General features: G+C 57.8%; 18 protein-coding genes and 3 pseudogenes. 6 read left to right on the top strand and 15 right to left on the bottom strand.

Annotated features, from left to right (window positions below; translation table 11 throughout):
• Positions 1–63 precede the first annotated feature (63 nt).
• The 9 genes from LMTR13_RS43780 to aepX form a co-directional block, all read right to left on the bottom strand.
• On the bottom strand, positions 64–597 hold the full coding sequence (locus tag LMTR13_RS43780; protein ID WP_083219192.1) for a GNAT family N-acetyltransferase: 534 nt from the start codon (positions 595–597) through the stop codon (positions 64–66).
• 21 nt (positions 598–618) lie between these two features.
• Positions 619–1,776: an aminotransferase-like domain-containing protein gene (locus LMTR13_RS25040; protein ID WP_083219191.1), complete on the bottom strand. Its 1,158-nt coding sequence runs from the start codon at positions 1,774–1,776 to the stop codon at positions 619–621.
• Between the two features lie 34 nt (positions 1,777–1,810).
• Positions 1,811–2,434, bottom strand: coding sequence for a CDP-alcohol phosphatidyltransferase family protein (locus LMTR13_RS25035; protein ID WP_065730135.1), 624 nt, complete (start codon positions 2,432–2,434; stop codon positions 1,811–1,813).
• Between the two features lie 25 nt (positions 2,435–2,459).
• Entirely contained in the window at positions 2,460–2,879 is a 420-nt protein-coding gene (locus LMTR13_RS25030; RefSeq protein ID WP_065730134.1) for a hypothetical protein, read from the bottom strand.
• Positions 2,880–2,992: 113 nt separating this feature from the next.
• On the bottom strand, positions 2,993–3,178 hold the full coding sequence (locus tag LMTR13_RS25025) for a sugar phosphate nucleotidyltransferase (RefSeq protein ID WP_065730133.1): 186 nt from the start codon (positions 3,176–3,178) through the stop codon (positions 2,993–2,995).
• A 17-nt stretch (positions 3,179–3,195) separates the two neighbouring features.
• Complete coding sequence (locus tag LMTR13_RS25020) at positions 3,196–4,404, bottom strand: pyridoxal phosphate-dependent aminotransferase (protein ID WP_065730132.1); 1,209 nt, start codon at positions 4,402–4,404, stop codon at positions 3,196–3,198.
• Between the two features lie 62 nt (positions 4,405–4,466).
• Positions 4,467–4,724: a hypothetical protein gene (locus LMTR13_RS25015; protein WP_156795771.1), complete on the bottom strand. Its 258-nt coding sequence runs from the start codon at positions 4,722–4,724 to the stop codon at positions 4,467–4,469.
• Positions 4,725–5,185: 461 nt separating this feature from the next.
• Complete coding sequence (locus LMTR13_RS25010) at positions 5,186–5,947, bottom strand: phosphocholine cytidylyltransferase family protein (protein ID WP_065730130.1); 762 nt, start codon at positions 5,945–5,947, stop codon at positions 5,186–5,188.
• A gap of 426 nt (positions 5,948–6,373) precedes the next feature.
• Positions 6,374–7,243, bottom strand: a complete 870-nt coding sequence (gene aepX / locus LMTR13_RS25005; RefSeq protein ID WP_065730129.1) for a phosphoenolpyruvate mutase — start codon at positions 7,241–7,243, stop codon at positions 6,374–6,376.
• A gap of 759 nt (positions 7,244–8,002) precedes the next feature.
• Here aepX and LMTR13_RS25000 point away from each other — a divergent pair.
• The 4 genes and pseudogenes from LMTR13_RS25000 (at position 8,003) to LMTR13_RS24990 (ending at position 10,836) form a co-directional block, all read left to right on the top strand.
• Positions 8,003–8,326, top strand: a complete 324-nt coding sequence (locus LMTR13_RS25000; protein WP_065730128.1) for a hypothetical protein — start codon at positions 8,003–8,005, stop codon at positions 8,324–8,326.
• Between the two features lie 158 nt (positions 8,327–8,484).
• Positions 8,485–8,891 (top strand): annotated as a pseudogene (locus tag LMTR13_RS42750) (FAD-binding protein); the annotation flags it as partial.
• 294 nt (positions 8,892–9,185) lie between these two features.
• Positions 9,186–9,413, top strand: a pseudogene (locus LMTR13_RS39665) (response regulator transcription factor); the annotation flags it as partial.
• A 415-nt stretch (positions 9,414–9,828) separates the two neighbouring features.
• Positions 9,829–10,836, top strand: a complete 1,008-nt coding sequence (locus LMTR13_RS24990) for a cytochrome-c peroxidase (protein WP_236843494.1) — start codon at positions 9,829–9,831, stop codon at positions 10,834–10,836.
• A gap of 830 nt (positions 10,837–11,666) precedes the next feature.
• Here LMTR13_RS24990 and LMTR13_RS24985 read toward each other — a convergent pair.
• Together LMTR13_RS24985 and LMTR13_RS41095 are read right to left on the bottom strand one after the other, a co-directional pair.
• Positions 11,667–12,350 carry an outer membrane protein gene (locus LMTR13_RS24985; protein ID WP_065732966.1) on the bottom strand — a complete coding sequence of 228 codons (684 nt, stop codon included), beginning with the start codon at positions 12,348–12,350 and terminating at the stop codon, positions 11,667–11,669.
• A gap of 1,914 nt (positions 12,351–14,264) precedes the next feature.
• Positions 14,265–14,432 (bottom strand): hypothetical protein, encoded by a 168-nt coding sequence (locus tag LMTR13_RS41095; protein WP_156795769.1) that lies wholly within the window; start codon positions 14,430–14,432, stop codon positions 14,265–14,267.
• 513 nt (positions 14,433–14,945) lie between these two features.
• On the opposite strand from LMTR13_RS41095, the gene LMTR13_RS24980 reads away from it, so the two are divergent.
• Together LMTR13_RS24980 and LMTR13_RS24975 are read left to right on the top strand one after the other, a co-directional pair.
• On the top strand, positions 14,946–15,281 hold the full coding sequence (locus LMTR13_RS24980; RefSeq protein WP_065730125.1) for a helix-turn-helix transcriptional regulator: 336 nt from the start codon (positions 14,946–14,948) through the stop codon (positions 15,279–15,281).
• The gene (locus LMTR13_RS24975; protein WP_065732965.1) at positions 15,271–16,551 is read left to right on the top strand and encodes a type II toxin-antitoxin system HipA family toxin; all 1,281 of its coding nucleotides are present in this window, start codon (positions 15,271–15,273) and stop codon (positions 16,549–16,551) included. The genes LMTR13_RS24980 and LMTR13_RS24975 overlap by 11 nt, the downstream gene beginning before the upstream one ends.
• A gap of 1,806 nt (positions 16,552–18,357) precedes the next feature.
• Here LMTR13_RS24975 and LMTR13_RS41090 read toward each other — a convergent pair.
• The 4 genes and pseudogenes from LMTR13_RS41090 to LMTR13_RS43775 form a co-directional block, all read right to left on the bottom strand.
• Positions 18,358–19,812, bottom strand: coding sequence for a hypothetical protein (locus LMTR13_RS41090; RefSeq protein WP_156795768.1), 1,455 nt, complete (start codon positions 19,810–19,812; stop codon positions 18,358–18,360).
• Between the two features lie 1,379 nt (positions 19,813–21,191).
• Positions 21,192–21,473 (bottom strand): annotated as a pseudogene (locus tag LMTR13_RS42745) (ATP-binding protein); the annotation flags it as partial.
• A 60-nt stretch (positions 21,474–21,533) separates the two neighbouring features.
• Positions 21,534–21,797, bottom strand: coding sequence for a hypothetical protein (locus tag LMTR13_RS41085; RefSeq protein WP_156795767.1), 264 nt, complete (start codon positions 21,795–21,797; stop codon positions 21,534–21,536).
• A 653-nt stretch (positions 21,798–22,450) separates the two neighbouring features.
• On the bottom strand, positions 22,451–22,789 hold the full coding sequence (locus tag LMTR13_RS43775; protein WP_156795766.1) for a hypothetical protein: 339 nt from the start codon (positions 22,787–22,789) through the stop codon (positions 22,451–22,453).
• Positions 22,790–23,316: the final 527 nt, after the last annotated feature.

Below are 23,316 nucleotides of genomic sequence, written 5' to 3'. Positions count from 1 at the left end.
TCTCCATGCGTCTATTATCCGATTGAGCTTAAGACCGATGCCGCCGGATGAGCGCGAGGGTGTCTATAGGGCTCGTTCAATGCGGTAATGGGGTTGAACTCCGGGCTTAACTCGTTCTTGACCAATGCGGACAAAGCCGTGTCTTAGATAGAATTCAATTGCCGTGCTGCGTCCATTCGCCCACAAAAGTGAGGCTTGTTGACGCCGAAGGAGCCTGACTCCGCGTTCAAGAATGGCGGTCGCATACCCGCAGTTGCGATGCTGAGGATGAGTTGCCATCCCTCTTAGGCGCCATGAAAATCCGTTTCCGGAATAGGCACCGCCTTCCGACTGATCTTCCAGTAGGAAGGTTGCCACCGAGACAAGCTCGAATCCGACGAATGCGGCCAAATGAAACTGCTCTCGCGCATACGCATACGCAGGTACAGCCCTTGCCTCGGCCGGTTGAAGCCCGATTCTTCTTAGCTCGAAGCAATCGGCCTCGTCCACGCACCCGATGTGAAGCGCTTGATCGGCGAACAAAAAGGCGGGCGCCCTACGATGTTGTCCGGCGGTTTGCACACAATCCGCGGCGCAGTGGACTTGGGAATTCGCCATCACACCCGCCCTACCTTTTCTCTAACTCGATGCAATCTGGTCGCGGGTGTTGTTCAGAATATCCAATCCGGCCCGTAGCGTCTGATGATCAGAGGGCACGCCTATTCCAATTCGGAACCGGGCGGCGAATCCGCCGGGTATTGCCGAGAAGGAGTCACCCGGTGCGATGACTACACCTTGTCGTCGCACAGCTTGTTCGAACTCCGCAGCGGACCAAGCTGGAGGCAATTCAAGCCAGATGTGGTAGCAGAAGGGAGGTACTCTTATCGCCCAAGAAGGAAGTGACTTCCGAATGATTTCCTGGCGAACGTTTGTCTCTGTGCGAACCGATCTCAAGATTGCGTTGGCGGCATCCTGTTCAACCCAGCGGGTCGCAACCTCGGCAATCAGCGGCGCGACCATCCAATTGGTCGTTTTGACGCCCGGCCAGAAGACCTGGCGTGCCATTGTTTCACTCGGTGCGACAGTATACGCAACGCGCAATTGTGCAGCTAACGATTTGCTAAGCCCAAGGATGTACCACGTGCGTTCTGGCGCGAATGTATACAGCGGTAACGGTGCAGTCTCAGGCAAAATTCCATAAATGTCGTCCTCGAAGATCCAGAGGTTGTGCCGCTTAGCTACTTCAGCGACGTCGGCGCGACGCTCAATTGACATGGTTGCCCCGGTAGGATTGTGTAACGTCGGCATGCAGTAAAGGGCTCGAGGCGCTCTGCCGATTTTGATGCAGGCGCTGTCGAGCGCGTCGGGAATGAGACCTTCATCATCCATTTTGATTGGAAGGAGCTTTATACCGAACAGAGAGACGATAGGCTTGATTGCCGCGTACGTTAGCTCCTCGGTCAAGAGGACGTTGCCAGGCTGAACAAGGGAGGCCAAGAGCATAACCAGAATGCTCTGTGAGCCGTTCGACAGAATGATTCTTTCAGGATCAGGAGCGATCCCCAAGCGTCTTGCAACCCAACTGGCTGCCGCTGCTCGATCTCGTGCTGTTCCGGCAAAGCGCGGAAACCGAATAGCTGCAGCTATGTCAGGGCCCTCCAGCTCATCGAAAGCGAGAGCAAGAAGGTCGCCGATAAGTGGGCTCGGAGGAGGAAAATTTCGCGCGAAGTCTATAGAAGTCGCAGAGATGACAGAGGATGATACGCCGCGGTTTGCAACATTAGAGAGCTCAACCATTGTATCCTCCGGTTACGCGGGCTTGGAATAGTTGCTAAAAGCGACTTATCTCCGAAACCATCACCAATGCGATCGAGCCGGCGATTGCAAAGCCTGTCGCGATCGGCACCGCAGCTCCACGAATGGCTGGGACGCGGATTGCGGTTGTCACATGCAACAGCGCCAGGATGATGAAGGCTGCCGACAAGATCGTCGGAAAGGTATTATCCGGTAACAAACGGCGAGCGAGGAGCAGGACAGCCAGTAGTGGCGTGTCGTACGAGACCGGAATGCCGATAAAGCGAGCGTCGTCGGTCAACCCGACATTCTCGAAATAGCTGAGCCTGATCGCACCTGCCAAAACCAATACCGAGCTCGCTAGGAGCGACAGGGCCGTACCTTGACCAATAAGGATGATGATCGCGGCGGGAAAAACCACCCCATGAATGAGGTCGGCAAATCCATCAAAGCTCTTTCCGAACTCTGCCACGCCTGGACGACGAAGATGGCTCGTCTTGCGTGCAACGTGACCGTCCCAATGGTCGAGGAACCAAGTCCAGAGCATCGCTGCAACGCCGAGCTCAATCTTGCCGTTGAAGGCAAGGAAAAGCCCGATGACCGCAGAAAGGTAGGCGAGGGCGGTAATGGCATTAGCATAGTCACGAAGATACCCGATCATCGTCTTGCTCCTGCTGCCAGCGAGATCAAAGTTGCCGACTGTCGATTTCAAACAGCGTGTATCGCTGTAATCGGTCGTCGAAAGCTGGGGTCCTCGGCTTTCCACAAGGAACGCCAGGATGAAAGGCCGTCTGATGCCAACTCTCGACCGGCCCCTGGAGCGCCGGCGCCAGCTGTCCGCGTAATCCAGTGCCGCAGAAGCGGGTCGGATCGATCTCCTTGAAGAGGCCTCTGGCTTGCCGTTCAATGGGCGTCTGGTGCATGAAGAAGGTAGCGACGGAGCCATCTTCAGCCAGCTCGACGACCGAGCCAGTCATGGATGCCTTGAAAGATGCGACAGCTGCCGCGCTCTGCATGGTTGCCGACACGGTTTGAAGCGTTCTTTCGAGAACTTCGCTTTCGAAGAACACATCGCCTTCGGGAAAGACGGTGTCGCCGGCAAGCATTGGAGTCGCGCTAGCCATAGAAAATAGCCGCTGCCGGTCCGATCGAACATGGGATTGTGGACATATTCGATGGCGACATTCGCGAAATGGTGGCCACAGTACTGCTCGAGGGCTTACTTGCGATGACCCACGACGATGGTTGCTTCACGATTCCAAAGTGCGGAGAGCTGATGCGTCGCGTTGTGCAGCATCGCGCTTCCGTTCACCTCCACCAATGGTTTTGGGATGGATTCCGTGTAGGCGCGCAGCCTTGAGGCGATTCCTGCAGCAAGAAGGATGGTCCGTGTACCATTGAGCATCCAACATTTCCTTCTGGTTAGGCCGCTGCGTACTTGGTCTTCAGGCTGTTCAGGGTGTCAACGACCCGTCTCAGCCCCGACTCCAGCAGGTCTGGTGGAGCGCCGAAGGAGAGACGCAGGCCGTTCACGTCGCCAAAGGTGCTACCGGAAACGGATGCCACATCGGTTTCCTCCAGGAGAACTCGTGCAATATCGTCGGTTGATCGAATGGGGCCTCGAGCCGGCAGAGCGGAGACAAGCCTACTCAAGTCAAGATAGAAGAAGAATGAGCCCTTTGCTCCCGGCGTGGCGAGGTCGTGCAGACCAGAGAGAATGAGAAGACCAGCGTTACGAGCCTGTGCCAGGCGCTGATGCATCTCCCGTTCAAAGCTGCCATCGCTGACTTGAAGGTGATGCAGGATCGCGTACTGCGCGATCACATTGGCATTCGAGGTCGTATGGCTCTGCAACTTCTTGGCCGCAGAAATGATCTCCGGCGGTGCCGCGAAATAACCCAGTCGCCAACCCGTGATCGCCAGCTCTTTGGAGAAGGCGTTAACCAGGATCGTCCGTGAACGTACGCCCGGATGCGCCATGACGATCGACTCATGGCGCGAACCGGTAAATACGAAGCTAGAGTAACATTCATCGGAAACGATCCAGAGCTGGTACTTGATCGCGAGATCGCCGATATCTTGAAGAGTCGTTCGATCATAGACTGCGCCGGTAGGATTGTTTGGCGAGTTGATGATAATGGCTTTCGTGCGCGGTGTGACCGCGGCGCGGATTGCGCCGATATCGGGAATATATGCCGGGGGGCGAGCATCAACGAACACGGGCTTCGCGCCGGCGAGAAGAACCTGGGACGGGAATGTCGGCCAGCAGGGGCGAATGATGATGACCTCGTCACCCGGATCGAGCACGGCAAGGGCAGCGTCGACCAGTCCTTGCTTTGCACCCGCAGTGATGACGATATCATCCGTATTCCAGTCGATCCCTGTTTCCGCCGACAGCTTTTCGGCGACAGCCTTGCGAAGCGGCGGCAGTCCGATGGAATCGGTATAGCGGTTCGTCCCGGCATTGATGGCGGCGATCGCTCCTTCGCGAACCGATAATGGAGGGTGGATGATGACTTCGCCGGCCGACAGATCAATGATCCGACGCCCGTCCGTGGCAGCTAACTTAGCTGCTTCACGGGCGGCGGCAGTGCCCGAACCTGAAAGCAAGGAAATCCGTTGCGCCAACATGTGCGCTCCTCCTGCGCTGATTGTCGAGTTTGGGAAGGTGATCCGAACCGCGTGGGCCGCCGCTACGCGACCTGATTCGGCAGATATCGCTCTTCTGCCGGGGCAAACTCGTCGCAGCCGATGAGGCTGAAGACGTCCTCGAGACCGGCGACCCCTTTCTCAACACGGCAATGCCTTCTTCCGATTGAATGCGGCCCGCATTCGAGATTGATGCCGCAGGAGAGTCGGACCCCGGGTACTCGCAGTCTGCCGGAGAATTCACCAATCTCGGCGAGGGGATGCCGATCGCCAACAAACGAGTTCATCTTCGGAAAACGCATGCCGAACTCCTTGCAGATGCGGTCGACTAGCCCGACGTTCATCAACCGATAGGTGGCATGCTTCTTTCACCTAGATCAATTACCAACGTTGGTAGTTGGCCGGGCGCCAACTGCATGTCGCTATAAAATTGAGGCGGCAGTGCTGCTAGGCGCCAGTAGGAGATGGTTTGACCGTTGCTGTCGCTGTCACACATGCAGAAGAACGTACGCGTTCGCCTAATCAATGCGCCTATATGCAGTGTTCATTGCAGCGAAATTCATCGCGCGAGCTGCAGCAACCTCGTCGAGGGATCGAATAGGACAGCCGAAAGGGCCGCCGCCGCGGCCAGCCCAGGTCCCTGGAAGAGAGAGGAATACGTGCGGAAGAAGAATGAAGAACTCCGGGCGTTCGCTGAGTCACAAAGGTATTTCGGCATTGGAGCCTGAACTACTCTGCAGGTCATACGGCCCGCCGAAGGCATTCATCTTGCCAAAATGCGCTCTGCGATGCGTAGATCTTCGGGGCTGTCGATCTCGTACCACCTGAGAGCGTCGCAACGCGCCGCTGCGAGCTTTAGGCCGCGCCTTTCCACCAGATATGCAAGAAGCTCCTCGATGTAGGCCTGAGTAGCTCCGGAGCCGATGATATCGTCCAGCCCTGGAACGATCGCTGCCCTGAGAGTCCGCGCCGAGAATCGTAGCAGGTTCATCGTCTTGAATAGTCTAGGACCATCCCCAACAAGGTTTGCCGCGGTTTGCTTCATGCGGAAACCTGAGATCAAACCGCTATCCGACAACAGAACTGCCGACCCTTCCATCGATTCATTGAAGGGAGCTACTGCAGCTACATCGGTCGCCTCTCCGATCATCAGGTAGCGCAACACATCCCCCTCGAAAAAAACATCGCCCTCGAGAAGAAAGCAGTCTCCGGAAAGAAGCGCGTCGCGCGCCAGCCACAGGGAATAGGCGCTGCCGGTCCTGTCGAAGACGGTCGACTCGACATACTTGATTTCGAGCTCGCCAAAGCGGCTGCCGCAGGCATATTGAATCGCGTCCTTCCGGTAACCGACGACGATCGTCACCTCTTCCACTCCGACGGCTTGCAGATTGCGCAGAGCGTTGTGAAGGATCGGAGTGCCGTTGACTTTGACCAGCGGCTTTGGGCGCAGATTGGTCAGCGGACGCAGGCGGGAGCCCAAGCCGGCCGCGAGAATGACGGCTTTCTTGGGAGCATTGGTAGTCATTTCATTCCCTTCTATCGTCGCGGGACTGCCCGCCCTCATCATTCCCAGGCGCTGAGGTGTCGATGAGCAGCCTCGGGCCGTCTCTCATGGTTGCTGCGGTGGCGTGAAGGCTGCCGGATTCCTTGGAAATGCGAGTCCACGGTTCAAAACACATAAATCATAGTGTTCGTCGGTCGTTCTGAAAAAGAAATGAGCTCGTGGCTGTTCTTCGGTGTCTGGTCATCGGGATAGATGAACAGATCGAGCCAAGAGAGGGCAGGACTGCACAGTGCGGCCGCGTAAGGTCTGTTACGCCATTTTGACGACATTCCAATAGTAGCGAGGCAAAGAATGCCTCGATAGATTGCAGTGGAGCCTGACGATAGCGCAGGCGGTTGCATGGCGGCAGTCCTTCGAGAACGAGTAGGTTGTTGTATGGATGACAAGCTATTGCCGTGGGTCAGGGGGGTGGAGATAGCGCGCTTCCGCACGGGCGAGTTCGTCGTACCTCAACAAATCGAATACCTCGTCGAGCGTCGCGATATCTGGCTCAATCCCGGCAATGCCGTCCTCGGCGATAATGCGGCCGCAGACGTGTCGCATTGCCGCTATTGCAGCTCGCATGGAGTGGTTGGCCCAGATCACCGTGGAGATGCCGGCATCCCGATATGCAGAGACCGGTGTTCGATAGTATTTCGTTGGAACGATTACGACAGGCAGGCAGTTCTGCCAGGCACTCGCGAACGAGAGGATCTCGTCGGCGGTGCTCTTACGCGAGTGAATGAGGATCGCGTCGGCTCCCGCGGCCGCGTAAGCGCTAGCGCGTAAAATTGCCTCGTCCATTCCATGGCCGGCGATCAACGCTTCGATCCGTGCCACGAGGACCAAGTCGTCCGCGACTGTATCTTTCACTGCCCGCAGCCGGCCGGAAAATTCATCAATATCGGCTAGAGGATGCCGATCGCCAACAAACGAGTTCATCTTCGGAAAACAGCTGTCCTCCAGCGCAATTCCGGCAGCGCCACGCTGACGGAGTTTGCGCGCCAACAGGCGCGCATTATTGAAATTCCCGAAGCCGCCATCGCCATCAACGAGCACGGGCAGCTCCGTCGAGTCCACGATGCGCTCGACCACATCGACGAGTTGGTTCCAAGACGCTTCGTTGGCATCGCGGTAGCCGAGAGAGCAGGCAATTGACAGGCCCGAGGCCCAGAGACCTTTAAAGCCTGCCCGCTTGGCGATTGCGCCGGAGAGCGCATCATGAGCTTCCATGAGGAAGGAGAGCTCGCGGTTGGAGCAAATCTCACCACGCAGCATTTCTGCAAGTGAGGAGTCAGCGCATCGATCAGGGCCGTTGGCGAGAAAAGATTGGGATTGATCTTGCATGCCACTCCTTGCAGGTGCGTTCGACCGGCCGGACGTTCAGGGCGTGCTTCGTTCAGTTCTTGATCAAGGCAAGCCGCTCGGGCAATCCCGCAGCCCAACCGATAGGTGCATGCTTCTGTCATCTCGATCAATTACTAGCGTTGGTAGTTGACTGGGGTCGCAACGTGTTGCAAGTCGCAATAGGATGCCGCGGGAGTCGCGGCTAAGCTAAGCCCTAACAATCACAAGATGTTCGATCGTTGATGGCGGAAATTCAAAGCGCACTCGTTCTACCATCGGCAAACCTCATCAGATCAGGACTTCTTGCTGTGCTCGACGTAGAGCACGATCCGACATCTCCATCTGCTCCTAGCCGTGCGACGTTCTCCAAGGCGAAAGGAGGGTACGGGTTTTGGTACTCGTGAACGTTGCGGCCGCTCACCTTGTGGCCCCACTCTCACCGCAGATCAGCGAAAACGTATCCCGTCTTAAGCCGCTCTCTTCTTAATCTACATCAACTAATGTCGCGGCTGCTCCAATCGGCAATGTCGCATTTCCGACCATGTCGCAGTTGCGTCGATCGCCTATCGTGCCCCAATCGATCGCCAATTATCTCAAGCATTTGTCTCCACGCCTGATTCTCGCGAGCGCGGCAACTGGCACGAGCCTTGCTGTTCCGATCCCAGGTTCTCGGAACTTGTGGAGTACCGCATGGTCGGTATCGTCTACGTCAAGCAGGCTTCCAACTTCGCGCAGATCCGCGGGCGCTCCGTGGCCAACAACTCCATGCGCCACCAGGGAGCCGACCATTATCAACATCTACGATCTGTTCGCGCTGCGAACAGTGCTGGAGCTAAGCGACGAGCGCGGCGCGTGCTCATCGATGGCCGCCGAGCCCTACGCAAGGCACTGACCTTCGGCGCCGACCACATCGTGCGGTCATTGATTGCGTATTCGCCAGGACGGCACACTGGCGAGCAGCCATGCGTTGGCGACCGCAATCCGCAAGACTGGGAGGGAGTATGGACCGGCTGATGTCATCTTCACTGACAAGCAGACGATCGACGGCGACACCGCAAAGGTCGAGCCCGGCATTGCCAAGCAGCGGCCCGGCCTGCTGCAGCTCACCTACGTCGCCAAGACGGGGGCCCCGGATCTCGGCGCACCCACCATCAAGGCGGAGGAGCACTCCATTCGTGCCGGGCTGCGATTCCGCAAACGTCAATCTCGCGTCTGCCGATGTCGTAGGCGCCGAGGGTCTTGGGCTCCGATGGGCCGAAAAGTATCAAATGGCGCCCCAGATCGCCGCTGTCCTCCGCGCCGAATATGGCTGCTCAGGTCCGCTGGCGCAGAAGGGCTGGGTCACCTACGCCCGGCAGAGCGGTCACACCGGCAAGATCATCTGGCCAAAGCTATCTATCGCCGCCGGCATTTCCGGCGCGATCCTGCATCGGGTCGGCGTCAAGAGTGCCGACCTGATCGTCGCCATTAGCATCGAGAAGAACGCGCCGATCTTCGAACTCGCCCATATTGCCAGTGACGCGAACCGGCTGCTGGCAGCGCGGATGGCCGCCTTCGTGCGCGTCTGCGGCCGCACTCATCGCGAGCTAGAGGAGGCTGTCACGATCGAGGTAAGGTTCGACGCCATCGTGGTCGACGCCGGGATAGCCGCCATGCCTCCGCGCTACCTATGGCCAAATTCGACATGAAGGCGCTGTGGCCCAAGCGCGGCGAATATTCGCCCGCGCCCTGTGCCGCTGCACGATCCGGAAAAGTGGCCACCGGTTTTCGAAGGAGTTCATGCATAAACAAGAGACGGAAGCCTTGCGCTCTAATCGTGGATACCAACTACGGAGACTGAAACATGAATGAGGATAGCAGCTGCAACAGGAAACCTACCCTGTCTGAGCGCGAAAAAGACTGTTTGCGCTGGGTGGCAGAGGGAAAATCGTCTTGGGAAATTGGGAAGATACTGAAGGTCAGCGAGAATACAGTTAATTTTCATATTAAGAACGTGATGCGCAAGCTGGGTACGACGAACCGCATCCAGGCCACCGTAAAGGCGATTCGCCTCAATCTTATTGAATTCTCGGCGGCGCCAGCGCTGGCAACCGGATGCTAACTGACCTGACCGTGTGATGCCCGCTCGCAGGATTCTCCATGGCATGACGATCTAATCCGTTAAGAGCAGCGAGTTGGATGCCGCATCGGTACAATCACGCCGGTCGCCCACGAATCGGCCACCGCTAGTTCTTGGCTGTCGCATTTCTGACACCGCCCGGCTTCTGTCAGGTTCAAGACACCTAAGATTATCCGCTGGGTCGCAACTGCTTTGAAGGCTAATCAGCAGCTTAGCTCTTGCGAGCGCCACTGACACGGCGGTTGCTGGTAGATGCAGCCATCACTGGGGCAAGCGGAGTGCGTGACATAAACAGGGACGATGCCCCTCCCGTTTGGTGCCGATGAGAGGTATTGTGAAGAAGTCAGCGATATGGGAGCTTCAACTTGTACGCAAGCTATGCGTTGCGGCCGTTGCGATGTTGGCCTCATCACAAGCTAGCACCGATGATGATTTGATGAGAGCTGCTAGGCAGATTTTCAAACCGATCCCCTCGATCATGCCTGCTGTGAAGGACAATCCGGTCACTCACGAGAAGGTCGAGCTCGGCAAGATGTTGTTCTTCGATCCGCGACTGTCAGCCAGCCAGATCATCAGCTGCAATAGCTGCCATAATCTTGGTACCGGCGGAGTCGATGCCGGTCCGACCTCGGTCGGGCACGGCTGGCAGCAGGGTCCACGTCGGGCGCCAACTGTTTATAACGCGGTATACAATCTGGCGCAGTTCTGGGATGGACGTGCCGCAGACCTCAAGGCGCAAGCTAAGGGGCCCGTGCAGGCGCGTATCGAAATGAATGCGACCCCAGATCATGTGCTCAATACGTTGAATTCGATGAGTGACTATGTGGTCATGTTCAAGAAGGCGTTCCCGAACGAGGCGTCGCCGGTCACCTTTGACAACTTCGCGAAGGCGATCGAGGCCTTTGAAGCGACTCTGATTACACCCGCTGCTCCTTTCGATCAGTACCTTGAAGGCGATACGACTGCTCTCAATGATCAGCAGAAGGCAGGATTGAAGCTCTTCATGGAAACGGGGTGCTCCTCTTGTCACAACGGAATCAACGTCGGTGGACAAGGTTACTTCCCGTTCGGCGTGATAGAAAGGCCGGGCGCAACCCTGCTTCCGGCCTCCGACAAGGGCCGATACGCGGTCACCGAGGCGGCCAGCGACGAGTACGTTTTCCGCGCCGCGCCGTTGCGCAACGTCGCGTTGCGGGCCCCATACTTCCATTCAGGCCAGGTTTGGAGCCTTAAGCAAGCGGTTGGCGTGATGGGTGAAACCCAGCTCGGCATCGAGCTTAGCGATAAGGAAAAGAACGATATTGTTGCGTTTCTGAATGCGCTAACTGGGCAGCTGCCTAAGATTGAATATCCGAAATTGCCCACGCGTACCGACGCGACGCCGCCGCCCTCTTTAGGCAGATAGTATGGGTCTTCCACCGTAGTGGGCATTGCGCGTTCTTTGAATGTAAAGGAACGCGGCGCAGGCCTTCGGGCGTCTGCGATGCATGAATTCGCACAGGCGGTGCAGGATGGGAGCAGGACACGAAAGCAAGTGCCCGATCAGCTGCCCGATGAAAGCGCAGCTATGACAAAGCGTCTGCTAGCATCAAGTCCAGAAGGCTATAAAGACTGACGCATATGACAGGGCTGTTGATGTAGGCAAACAGTGGCTCGGGTTGGGCCTGAATCGTCAACAGACACGAACGGGTTTCTCTTGCCGTGTCTCCGCGCGTTGAGCCCAAGGTCAAGGGGGAATGACAATCGAACCAACCGTTCTGCACAACCGGCGGCCACAGAATACCCAGACGTCGAGCACAAGCAGCACCATACTCTTAGCAATCGGATCGTGTGAGCGGGCTGAAGGCCGATCCGGCGCTTCCACGTGAGATGCGTAAGCTGAACAGTGCGTTGCGGACCGCAGAATGGAAGTAGGTCTTGGGTCGAATGTCCGCGGAAGCATGGGGGGCGCTCTTAAACCGGGCAGGCTGTCCGGCTGTCTGCGTGCTCATCCCCTGACCATGCATCACCATTGTGCCGGGCCGTGTCAGGTTCCCCATTTCATCAAGCCGTTGGAGTTTGGTGGTGATCACCTTGAACATACTCGACTCATACGGTTTGCAGGCAGAACGTCCTTGCGTATTCCCGGAAATACAGAACGCGGTTAGGTGACCGTTCCGCGGCAGATGGTTAGCTCGAAAAAAAGCCCCGGCCCGAGGGCCGGGGCTTTCGATCCGCCGTTTGAACGCGAAGAGATCAGTATTTGAGAACCGGCGGGCTAAACTTGTAGTTGAGCCGCAGGGTCAGGAGATCGAAATCCTGGCGGATGCGATCGGTCGCGACCACACCAGCGGCCGTGGTGAAGCTCACGTTGGCGTCCGGCATGAACAGGTGGTCGTACTCGACGCCGACCGACCAGTTCGGCGCAAAGCCGACTTCCACACCCGCGCCGACCGCGGCGCCCAAACGCGTATTGTCGGTGCTCGCCAGTCCGGTCAGGGTTGAGGTGACCTGATGGGTGTTGCTCGTCACCGCAGCACCGCCCTTGGCGTAAAGCAGAACGTTGTTGGAGGTGTAGCCGATCAGGCCGGTGATCAGGCCGAACGCGTCGGTCGTGCTGCGGTTAGTATTGAGGGCGAAGGTGGTGCTGACATTGGAGCCGCTGAAATCAGCCCAGTTGCCTTGACCTTCGATACCAAACACCGCCTGACCCATCTGCTGGCGATAGCCGATGTGGCCACCCAGGGTGCCACCCGTTGCATCGCTAAAGCCCCAACCGCCGTTGATACCGATGTACAGACCGCTCCAGTCGTAGATCGCGGCCGCGACCTGCGGCGGTGGCGCCTTATAGACGGGCTGCGCAGCGAGATCCGCACCGAATGCGGGTGCGACCGCGCCAAGAGCGACGATGCTGCAAGTCACAAGCAACAAGTTCTTCATTTCCAGTTTCTTTCCTTTCGATGGCCCCATGCCGCGCGCGTCTTAGCAACGTCATCGGAGATTGCTGTAACGGCAGCGCAACACTCACTCGAAAGAAAGAGCTTGAAGCTCACGCTGCGTTAGGTTGTAGGCTCGGAAAGCATGACCAAATGTGCACAGCGACACAAGTCGATCGCGTATGGGAGAGATGCGCGTCAATGCCAACATTGGAGAGAAGGGCGTTTGAATCGAAGCTCGCTGATAAAGGCGCGCGCGTGGGGCGAGAGCAGCGATGAACTGTATCTGATCGTCTGGCTGAGTGTTGCTCCCACTCTACAACCAGAACGGCGCGAACCGCTCGGAGCATCGTTTGATCAAAGGCAGAGGCCACGCCGATCATCGACTTCATTCATGCAGAGCTCCTTCATCTACCTAAGCGGGCCGAACACGCTCTAGGTGTGTGGGAGCGAGATCAATCTGACCGAAGCACAGAGATAACTCGCTACATTCGGTTAGCTGTTGTCAGGTGGAGATCGGTCGGTCCGATGAGAGTTTTCAAGTTGCTGATTGCGGGTGAATAACGAACTAACGTGGAACTCGCGTTGCAACGCACTGACCGGGACGTTCGCGGTGTGGTTTAAAAACGTCTTGAACGCTTATCAAGTGAAGCGGAACATCGGAAATCGAAGCTACTCTCAATACCGAAGGAGGCAGCCGAGAGGGGCGATATGCTCGTATTTCGCAAATACCGCGGATGACAGTCCTCCAACGTATACACCGCAGGCGCATGCGCTTATCATTCCAATTTCTCGGGCGGACCGGCGGTTTACGTGGCCGCTCGCATCTTCAAAGATGATGGCCGTATGTTGACGCATCTCTGCATCCGAGGCCGTCACGACTGATCATGTTATCGGGCTTTCCAATGTGACGGCGGGTCAGCACTAGCACTCCCGTTTCTCAAGGTGACGAACATGCGAATTTTCGATCATGCTCTCCGTCTGAACGCCCGGCCAAACTCAGACTTCGAACGGAGACAATTGGGCCAATCGGAGGAGGCGTGAGCGCCGTAAGTTTCTTATTGGATTGCTGGGCCGGTCTTTCTGCGTTCGTTGCGAGGCGTGCTGTGGCTTCTGGGGATAGTTCCCTTATCCATGCTCGACCTTGGACACGCGGCCACGATCCCGGCGCGATCGGCGCCACCGGACGCTCGAGACGCACATTGCCCTGAGTATGGCGTACTCTTTGAAAGCCGCGCTCAGACAAGGCGGCCGATATTGGGTCATGATAACCCATGATGATGAGGCCTTCATCCCGCTTGATCGACGCAGACCTTTGTCAAGGAAGATGCTGTGACTCTCTTTACTTCTCTGCATGCGGACGCCTTATCCGATCAAGCGGTCCGAGGCGCAAGCGTGTACACCTTATCTCTCGAGCCATCGGAGCGGCAGTCTGATGAGCTGGCGCGGCAAGAGAACAGCGTCAATTCCACCGCTATGCAGGATTGCCAGAAATACTCTCCTGATGTTGCGAATATTCTAGCAACCCGTGCCGAGCGGGAGACGCGTCATTTTCTATTGACCAGCAAGTGGCACTAAACCTCCGCCGAATGAGTGGAGACCTCTACTAGGTTCATGGAGCCAGGTGGTGTCGAATGGAAGGACGTCAAGTCGGTCGTTTACCGGTGAGTACAAGCGGCAGGTCACGGAGCTCGCTTTTGAGTGGTCGATTAATCACGTCAGTCGCGAAGGAGAACTCGGTCTGCGCGATTCCGTGCTGCGGCGTGAATGGGGAAGCTCCGGCAGGAGCCGGCGTCGGCGGCGCGGCGCTCCATTACGCGGCGCGAATTGGGCCACAATGCTTCCGGCGAAAACATGATGATCGCGAGAAGAAGGAGGATTGTGATCGTTGTCAGCACCGTCTGCCCCTTATGAGCGTTCAAGGATGTTGCTGATAGACTTTGGCGTGCCATTGGCCGCCGCGAGCCGTCACGACGCCATGCGCGTTCAACACCCCGGCAATCTCCAAGGACGTTGCGCCAGCGTTCTGCTCCTCGCGGATGATTGGAAGGACGTTGGCCGCGAACCGGTCAGCCGAAGCAGTCATGGTCTCCACCGCGTTCCTGCGCACGTGGATCCTTGGTTGCCAAGAGTAATCTCAGGCGCCTTGCAGCCGCGAGTGCCTGCCTCGTCCGGGCTGAAATCATCTTACCTCTTTCTCCCGCTATCGCAGCGAACAGGTGCAAGGCGAGGAGGTCCACGTCCGGACGTTCATGGGAAGGGCGCACGGATCAAGAAGCTGCTGGATTTGAGATCGCACACCTTCGCTGACTTCTATCCCGGCTCGGACGGGCAATGCCAGTTCGCACCATGCCGTAGGCCACGGCGCGGCAGCGCCTGAAACCTATACGATGGTGCGAGCGCTTCACGTGCTTACCCTCGATCAATTGGCCTTTTACACGTGAAGCGCGCCGATCGTAGGCAGGGGAGGAGTTGAGTGGCTATAAACGGATCACGAAGGGCAAAATGATCTATTTATAGATCATAAAGTTGACATCGGTTCCGAGTCGGTCTATAAATAGACCCCTAATGCCGCTTATGGCCTATTTATGGATCAGACGTGCCCAAGACCAACCGTCCTGTCTCACCCTATGCTGGGGATGCCGCGATCCGGTTGGGGCAGCTCATCCGCCGAGGGCGCATTGACCGCCACATGACGGTTGCTGCCTTGGCGGAACGGGCGGGGGTCTCGCGTGGCCTCATGCAACGCATCGAGGCGGGCGATACCGGCTGCGCCATTGGTGCCGTATTCGAGGCCGCGGCGATTGTCGGCGTGCGCCTGTTCGATGCCGGCCAGGTAACGATGTCGCGCGAGGTCGAATCCAACCGCGAAGTGATGGCCTTACTTCCCAAAGCGATCCGCAGCCACCGAACCGAGCCCGATGATGACTTCTGAGCAAAAACATACCCAAGCCTATGTATGGGTGTGGTTGCCGGACAGCACGCAACCTGTCGTCGCGGGTCTCCTGTCCGCGAGCGGCAAGCAACTCGTTTACAATTACGGGCAGAGCTATCTGCGCCGGAACAATGCCATCTCGCTTTATGAGCCGGAATTGCCGCTCCGCAGGGGCGTCCTTCCGCTCCTGAACGGGCTCAACATGCCCAACTGCATTCGCGACGCGGCACCCGACGCGTGGGGCCGCCGCATCATCATCAATCGCAAATTCGGCTCAGGCGGAAAAGATGTCGATCCCGGCAGCCTTGACGAACTGACCTATCTCCTGGAGTCCGGATCGGACCGTATCGGCGCGCTCGACTTTCAAGCGTCTGCGTCGAACTATGTACCGCGCGAGGGCGCGGAAGTGTCGCTTGATGAACTCCTGAATGCGGCAACGCTGGTTGAAAAAGGTGTGCCGCTGACGGCCGAACTCGACCGTGCGCTTCTCCACGGGAGCTCCATCGGTGGCGCGCGGCCAAAAGCCATGATCACGTCCGGCAACAAGAAATTCGTGACGAAGTTCTCGTCCCAGAACGACCTCTTCGGCATGGTGAAAGCCGAATTCGTCGCCATGCGCCTCGCGTCCATCATCGGTCTCACCGCCGCGCCCGTGGCCCTCAAACGCGCCGCTGGAAAGGATGTGCTGCTTATCGAGCGCTTCGACCGTGAAAAAGCCCAGGAAGGGTGGCGCCGCAAGTCAATGGTCTCGGCGCTCACGCTGCTCGAGCTTGACGAAATGATGGCCCGCTACGCGAGCTACGAGCAGCTTGCGACCGTCATTCGTCACCGCTTCACGTCGCCCAAAGAGACCTTGAAGGAACTCTTTGGCAGGCTCGTGTTCAACATCCTGTCCGGCAACACTGACGACCACGCCCGAAACCACGCCGCTTTCTGGAATGGTGCGGAGCTTACGCTTACGCCCGCCTATGATATCTGTCCGCAGAATCGGACGGGCGGGGAGGCCTCGCAGGCCATGTTGATCATGGGACAGGAGCGTGCGAGCCAAATCGCGCTCTGCCTGAAAGCCGCGCCCTTGTTCCTGCTTAATGAGGGGGAAGCGATCCTTATCGCGACCGCGCAAATTAAGACCATCAAGGAACGTTGGGCGCAGGTGTGCGACGAGGCCGCGCTCAGCGAGGTCGACCGGAATTTCCTGTGGCGCCGCCAGTTCTTCAATCCCTATGCGTTCATCGACGCGCCCGAAGCTATCACGCGCCTCGTCGGTTAACTGGGCGGCTCGCGTACCTGATAAGGTGCGGCCCATGTCGTGGTAATCCCGCTGGCGCCTTTCTCTTCCCGCGAAGCCAAGAAGAACGAATTCCCCGACGCGCTCGCGCTGCTCTCCACTCGAAGCCTGGGCGGCACGCAATGCGAGGCTACTGCTGGTCGTCAGCCCCGATCGCGATTGGCAGGACTATGCCGGCCAATCTGAGCTGCTGATAGTGGTCTCCGATGTCGCGGCGGTCCTAAACTACTTCAATGGAGATGCGGCATTCGTCGTCGCGCGTTGCATGGCGCTGCTCGCGCCCGGGGCGGAATCCGAACTCAAGATTGATATCGAAGCTGCGATCGAATCCTTTGGAGACGTTCGATCCGGAAATCGACGGCTATTCCACGCTCGATTTCGAGATAGAAAACCTAGATTCTGCGCTCCAGTGGGGGAGTGGGGATGCTGTCGTTCGGCCGAAGATCGCCAAGGCTGACAAAGAGGTGTCGTATTCGTTTTGATGTTGACTACGATGGTCCATTTTCTGCGCAACCTTCCGATATTCGGTTCATGATGGCGTCGATGGACGTCGTCGAACTGGGTATCCGTCGATTCACAGAGCGACGAAACGGCTATTCGATATAGGGGCATTTTCTGCGAGATCGACATTGACTTGACGTTGGGGTCGCCTTGCAGGCGTTCCACGTCTCCAAAGGCGATCTCGGCTGAAAACAGCTGACTCAAAATTTGGGTGCGAGGCGTGACAAAGGAGGGGCGCTTGGCACCCTCTCGCACTTTACGAGGACCTCCACCTTGTCGGTGCTGCTGCGAGGTTTCGGGCAGCAGATCCGGCCGGAAGGCTCTCGAGCTTCTTGAGCGTTTTGAATTCCATGGGCAGGGCGGTCGCCTCGTGCACACCTACTATATGAACTAGCGCAAAGTACTGCTGGTGCCACTTGCATCGAAGCGACAGTCGCCGTCAGCGAGCGGTTTACCGTCTGGGAAGCCTTAAGGCTCGAAACGTTTGTTTGTTGCCGACGGTCTCGACACGCTTCACAGGAATGCGGCCGGTGACGATCTAGTCGCCAGAGGGTGTCTTGCCTATCCTATCTCACGGATCAACGTCCGGCATCGACTCCCATGGATCGGCGGACTTCTCCTGCGATCGCCCAAATTCCCAAGGGGACCGGTGAAGTCCGTGGTCTATGATGGCGGCGGACAACAACCGCAATCTCGTCTCCATCGGTTGAAGCGAGGGTCGGGCCGACCTTACCGGTCTGGTAATTGGCCAACGCGAGCTGCAGGCGCGGATCAATGCCGGATGACTTGAGCAATTTCAACTCGGAAAACTGATGTTCTGTCGTCCTCGAAAGGTGAGTCTTTGCGCGGTCAGCCAACTGCTCAGAGGTCGGCAGCAACAAGGGCAGGGCGTTAGCGGGACGATCGATGCTGCCGGCGCAATTCGCACGGGTCTGCGGACCGGCGACTACGGCAGCGACGCTGCCGCGGTCGTCTCCACCCCCATCCCTTGTTGGGTCCTCTTACCGAATACGAAGCAGCTATTGCAGGGAGCTTCTGACGGTCCGCGCAAAGAAGACAACCGAAGCACCGATCGATCGGCTCGACGCCATGCTGGCGCGATTGCAGCTTCCCGCATCCGCGACCAGCTTGACAGCCTGCTCGACGAGACGGCGCGTCGGGCCTGATTTCACCAGCCTTTGCATCAGCAAAGCTGACCACCTCGCTCCCAGGCTTGGGTTATGTAACGCACGGGGCCGCCAAGTTCTCTCCCGGAGAAGGACTGCAGGCTATGTCAGGCAAAACTGGTCAAATTGTCCTGCGGAGAAAAATCTCATGCTCCAGGCCTGGCGGCCCAATAGTGGCCGTGTAGTTCACGCCTCGGAGAGTTAGAGTTTTCTCTGGCTCGAACACGCTTGGCAGCACGTTGTGCAAGAGCATTCCTTCTTTGAGGTCTTCCGGCGCCCACTGGTCCCCGTGCTGCCAGCCCGGAGGTGCATAAAATGACAAGGGTGGCAGCGGACCCGCTTCACTAGGCATAGGTTTATCATTCAACAATGGCCGAGGCTCACTTGGAGGGAATTGAACTGGATCGAACGCGAAGTGCTGTGGATCGACATTGAAGAATGGCGCCCCAGCGGGTTCATCATCTAGCAACGGCCGAAACTCAGCTGGATGGAATTGCACTGCATCGAAGGTGAGGTGCTCTGGATGGACCAGCGCCAACGGCCCGGGCTGCGCACTCCGCTGTGGCTGAAGCTCCTCACGAAGCTGCTCTTCCAGTTCCCGAAGCTCCCCTGGATCGATCGAGACCGTCAACTGAGCCGGCTCATCATCCAGCAGTCGCGGACGTTTTGGTGCAGGGCCGCCCATAAGCTGCTCATTTCGAAAATCTATGATGTTGGGCGGACTCTGAGGCTGCCGTGAGCTCGGGCGCAGTTGCTGTTCGAAACGCGTGGGTTCATAATCCAGCAATCGCTGAAGCTCACCTGGAGAGAATTGAACTGAATCGAGCGTGAAGTGCTTTGGATCGACATTGAAGAGTGACGTCCCGGCAGGTTCATCATCTAGCAACTGCCGAAACTCAGCTGGAGGAAATTGCACTGGATCGAAGGTGAAGTGCTCTGGATCAACCAGCGCCAACGGCCCGGGCTCAGCATGGCGCTGTGGCTGAAGCTCCTCATGAAGCCGCTCTTCCGGTCTGCGAAGCTCCCCTGGATCGACCGAGACCGTCAAATGAGGGGGCTCGTCATCCAGCAGTCGCCGACGTTTTGGTGGAGGGCCGCCCATAAGCTGCTCATTTCCGAAATTTTTGATTTTTGGCCGATCCCGAGGCTTCCGTGAGCTCCCTGCTTCTGCAGATGCATCGGGATCACGAAACTTACTAAGGTACCTCAACGCTGCAGGTAAATACGTGCCGCGATTGTGTCCGGCCTTTCTTTCAGCCTCCAGCTCTTTGGTATTGAGGCCAACCATCGATAGACCCTTAGATCCGAGACTGTCCGCGAAGCTGGCAAGATTGTTGGCGTACCGGCCTCCGGATGCCAAGTCCACCTCTCCCCTCACAAACGCGGCACGAATTGCACTCTCGATCAAACGGCGATCCTCGTCAGACAGATGGCGATACTCCGCACGGAGACCATCGGAGAGGAACGGGCGCACTCCTTGTTCGAAAGACACCATCTGCTCGGGCTGTCCCGTCTGCTCATCCTGCACGATTGGCTGCGACGCCTGCGACCAAGCTGTTATGTTGGATTTGTCCATACTCACCTCCTCAGATCACCCGAAAAGTTCACAACTACCAGGGCCAGCTTTCAAGAAGCTGACGAGCCACACCACCTCCCAAGCCGTCCGATGAGCATGAAAAACACCACCATGGCCACGCGTGTCATTGGCTGATAGATTTGACGGCACCAGTGGCCTGGGGATCCAGTCCAGGAACTGGAAGCAGCGCGGACGCGACTCGGCGCCGTTTGTTGCGCAGTCGACGCTGGCCCTCCCGCGCCAGCGCTGCAATTGAGGTTAGCAGCTACGTGACGCTGCGCTTTCTCCGTCCTGGTCAGGCGCTATCCTAACTGCGCGCCACTAACTTCAACGGTCTTGTATTCGGGCTGGCTTTCCGAAAGCTGACGAACCTGCCGCAATTTCACTAAACGAGAAGCGGCCCGTGTGCCCGCTTGCCGTCGAGGCTGAAAACGACGGCAACTGCTTGCCGCCGCTCCGCCGTCAGCTTTGCCAATATTCGCCTGCTTCGCTCACCATCGGCGGCAGCCGCACCCTTGCGATGGGCCGGATGGTCGCTCAGCCAAGCTAATGTCATTCGGCATGCAGAGAGTTGGACACCGATGGGCGCCGCGCTTTATCAAGAATGTTATCGGAGAACTGACCGTCAGGATTGGGGCGGCGATACCGAATCGGATGGGTGTCGCCGATGGCAGGACGGATCAGCATGGGTGCGCGACGCGAACTCACGGCGGCGGTAGAGCACTATCGATCAGCAGGGCGCACAATTAGGGGTCGCATCTCGACCAGCTTTGCGCGGTGACCGGCTGGCATCGCAAGCACGCACTTGGGGCGCTAGCCAGCCATGTCGCAATTTCGCCGGAGGCGCGGCGGCATCGAGGGCCGACCTATGGCGTCACCAGCAGGATAGGCTGATGGCGCTGTGGGAGGCCTCTGATCGGATCTGCGGCAAGCGGCTGAAGGTAATGAGTCCGACGTTGCTGCCTTCGCTGGAGCGGCATGGCCGGCTCAAGCTCGACTAGGCCAATCCCACGCTGGTGCTCGGCGTCAGCGCAGCGATGATTAAACGCCTGGTCGAGACAAAAATCGCCGTGGCCCGGTAAGCGCCGACGGGTCGGTTTATTCGGCGGTGCGCCGTGAAGTGCCGATCCGGACGTTCAAATGACTGCTACGATCCGCCGCCAGTGTTCTGCGAGGTTACATGATGGCGGCACATCTGTAGCTGGCTCGTTCATTCAGACGCTGACGATGATCGACGTCGCGACTGGTTGGACCGATTGCCATGCCGGTGGTGTCGCGCGAGGGCGGCCTTGTCGTGCGGCGGTGGAGCGCGCACAGAGCCTGGTTTTTCTGGGTCACTGGCGGCGCCGAGGAGGCAATACGCTCCAATTTTGAGCCCTTCACGCGCGTGGTTTGCTGGTAGCGCTCGTGTCGTCGGAGCTGGCCGGGTTGCGGAGACGAGACGAGTGGGTTGCGCCATCGTCGTCGCGGCATTTTGAATGGCCAGCTCTTCTTGCCGGTCTCAACAATCCTGATGGGTCAACCGGTCGAGCAGCGCGGTGGTCATCTTGGCGCTGGGCGAACACGCTGGCCATTCTCCAAAGGGGAAGATTGGTGGTGACCATGACGAGGGCGCGCTGGTTCAGCGGGCTGACGAGATGGAAAAGGAACTGACCGCCGGACTACTAGGTAGAGGGCAGATATCCGAGTTCCGTCGGACGGGTTGTACAATCCAGCCGATCCTAGGCAAAACGCCAGCTTTCACCCGTGGCGGGAGGAATGCTGCCAGTTTCACTGCGGCGATCGAGGAAATGGATGATACCGAGGCCGTAAATCTTTGATCGGCGGGTGGAAAAGCGAAATGAAGATGACTTTGCGTGCCGATGCTTCTCGCGCGGCGACGCCATCGAGAAGATGTGCTCCGAGCAGGCGGAGCTGTACCGGCTTTCCAACTCTTTGGAGGTGGAGTGGGCTGGAGGTGCATCACGGCCGGGTATCTCGTCCATTATCGCCAGGATCCGGCCACGGCATGCTGGCGGGCACCGCAGCAGAAGAGCCTGATCTTATCAAAAAGGCATCTTGAAGCCCGGGTTTCCCCGAGTACCGCGCAACGGCGCCGAATGATCTTATGCCTAGGGCAGGAAAGGAGCCGAGCATGATCGAAGCATTCTCGCTTTGGAGAGCCCGCTTGCCATAGACTTCGGCGGTGATCTGTTCGAGATTCGCATGGAGCGCGTAGGCCTTCTCGTCTTAGCGGAAGCAGGACGCCGGTATTAAAGAGCACGTGGCTCTTAACTGTTTCGTCGCCGATGACGCCGGGGTCATGGCGACCCCGTAGGATGCCTTCCGACGGGGTGAGCTTGTGCTTGGTCTCGTAGCCGCGGTCGACCTCAAGGAGCGCCTGCGCTAGTCGGCGGCGATGGTGATGCCGTCAAGTGCGGCCAAGTCGATATAGCGGCTGAGAGTGTGTACATACGTCGCGACCAGGTTGCCAAATGCGCGCATGTTCCTCGGTATCGAACCCGCGAAGGCTGATCGAAATGTTCTCGGGCGCGGTCGGCGGCGGCATTTCAGCCGCCGGTTAGACTGGGTTGATACCACCTTTGACCTTGCATCGAGAAAGCTGAGACCTGAATTCTAGGTCCAAATGGCCAATTTTTTACGCAAAACCAAGGACTTGTCGTAGGCGGTTAATGCGCAGATCGCGGTCATTCGTCAACGTTGGCTGCCGATGACAGATGATCCTGATTGTTAGAATGAAGATCAGGTCATAGCCTGATGAAAGGTTGAACGAAATCGGGTTGGGATAAAAAACGGCATCAAGAACATCGCGCCAGCGGCTGGATGAACGACTAGACGGGCTCAAACCAGCCGAGCGGTTCCACACGCCTCCAAAAGGTTGGATCAGGGCCATACGCGATGTCTTCGGCATGACCGGCGTGCAATTCGCCGGCCGCCCGCCGGCCGTATCGAAGACGAACTTAACCGCTTCGAGCATCTGAACCGAATCCCCGAAGCTGCTGTTTACCGTTGCGAAGCCCTGCGAGGCGATGTCAGTGGCTCCTGCCTCCACGAATACTGCGTAGGCGATGGTCTGGCGAGAGCGGTTTGGTCATCAGGGCTGGCCTCCGTCACCAGCCCTTACGATGAACCATGATTTGCCCCTGCAAGGGAATCCTCTTCCCATTCCCAAGAGAGGAAAATGCTCTAGGCGCGCCGTGATGATGAGGCAATGGGGCCCGCTTCCGAACAAGGATCGGCATGAGATCGCAAGCGGTTCAGTTAGTGGATAGGCGTCGTCTTCCTCCGCCGATTAATGTCAAAAGCGACCGTTTGGTGGGTCGCAGCCGAGGCAGCATCGCTGTCGCTTTGCCCGCGGTCGGCCACACGCGCATTCATTCCAGTCCGATATTAATCACTCCGAAAATTGGTATTCACCAGTGGCGATTGCAAATCTGCAGTACCGCTTGGGTATCTATATAGTCGGTTTCTTCGATGAACTTCAGCGCGAAATATGAGAATTTC

Origin of the sequence: Bradyrhizobium icense, from assembly GCF_001693385.1 — a bacterium.
Classification (GTDB): Bacteria; Pseudomonadota; Alphaproteobacteria; order Rhizobiales; family Xanthobacteraceae; genus Bradyrhizobium; species Bradyrhizobium icense.
The sequence above is the reverse complement of the archived record's forward strand: the minus strand, read 5'-3'. Positions and strand labels throughout refer to the sequence as shown.

Excerpts from the sequence above, each read along its gene's own strand:
- LMTR13_RS24985 (WP_065732966.1), bottom strand. The coding sequence starts at position 12,350 with ATGAAGAACTTGTTGCTTGTGACTTGCAGCATCGTCGCTCTTGGCGCG.
- LMTR13_RS43775 (WP_156795766.1), bottom strand. The coding sequence starts at position 22,789 with ATGCTCGAAGCGGTTAAGTTCGTCTTCGATACGGCCGGCGGGCGGCCG.
- LMTR13_RS24990 (WP_236843494.1), top strand. The coding sequence starts at position 9,829 with ATGTTGGCCTCATCACAAGCTAGCACCGATGATGATTTGATGAGAGCT.
- LMTR13_RS25040 (WP_083219191.1), bottom strand. The coding sequence starts at position 1,776 with ATGGTTGAGCTCTCTAATGTTGCAAACCGCGGCGTATCATCCTCTGTC.
- LMTR13_RS25010 (WP_065730130.1), bottom strand. The coding sequence starts at position 5,947 with ATGACTACCAATGCTCCCAAGAAAGCCGTCATTCTCGCGGCCGGCTTG.
- LMTR13_RS25020 (WP_065730132.1), bottom strand. The coding sequence starts at position 4,404 with ATGTTGGCGCAACGGATTTCCTTGCTTTCAGGTTCGGGCACTGCCGCC.
- aepX (WP_065730129.1), bottom strand. The coding sequence starts at position 7,243 with ATGCTGCGTGGTGAGATTTGCTCCAACCGCGAGCTCTCCTTCCTCATG.
- LMTR13_RS25030 (WP_065730134.1), bottom strand. The coding sequence starts at position 2,879 with ATGCTTGCCGGCGACACCGTCTTTCCCGAAGGCGATGTGTTCTTCGAA.
- LMTR13_RS41090 (WP_156795768.1), bottom strand. The coding sequence starts at position 19,812 with ATGGACAAATCCAACATAACAGCTTGGTCGCAGGCGTCGCAGCCAATC.
- LMTR13_RS25000 (WP_065730128.1), top strand. The coding sequence starts at position 8,003 with ATGGTCGGTATCGTCTACGTCAAGCAGGCTTCCAACTTCGCGCAGATC.
- LMTR13_RS25015 (WP_156795771.1), bottom strand. The coding sequence starts at position 4,724 with ATGCGTTTTCCGAAGATGAACTCGTTTGTTGGCGATCGGCATCCCCTC.
- LMTR13_RS25025 (WP_065730133.1), bottom strand. The coding sequence starts at position 3,178 with ATGCTCAATGGTACACGGACCATCCTTCTTGCTGCAGGAATCGCCTCA.
- LMTR13_RS41085 (WP_156795767.1), bottom strand. The coding sequence starts at position 21,797 with ATGGACGAGATACCCGGCCGTGATGCACCTCCAGCCCACTCCACCTCC.
- LMTR13_RS25035 (WP_065730135.1), bottom strand. The coding sequence starts at position 2,434 with ATGATCGGGTATCTTCGTGACTATGCTAATGCCATTACCGCCCTCGCC.
- LMTR13_RS43780 (WP_083219192.1), bottom strand. The coding sequence starts at position 597 with ATGGCGAATTCCCAAGTCCACTGCGCCGCGGATTGTGTGCAAACCGCC.
- LMTR13_RS41095 (WP_156795769.1), bottom strand. The coding sequence starts at position 14,432 with ATGACTGCTTCGGCTGACCGGTTCGCGGCCAACGTCCTTCCAATCATC.
- LMTR13_RS24975 (WP_065732965.1), top strand. The coding sequence starts at position 15,271 with ATGACTTCTGAGCAAAAACATACCCAAGCCTATGTATGGGTGTGGTTG.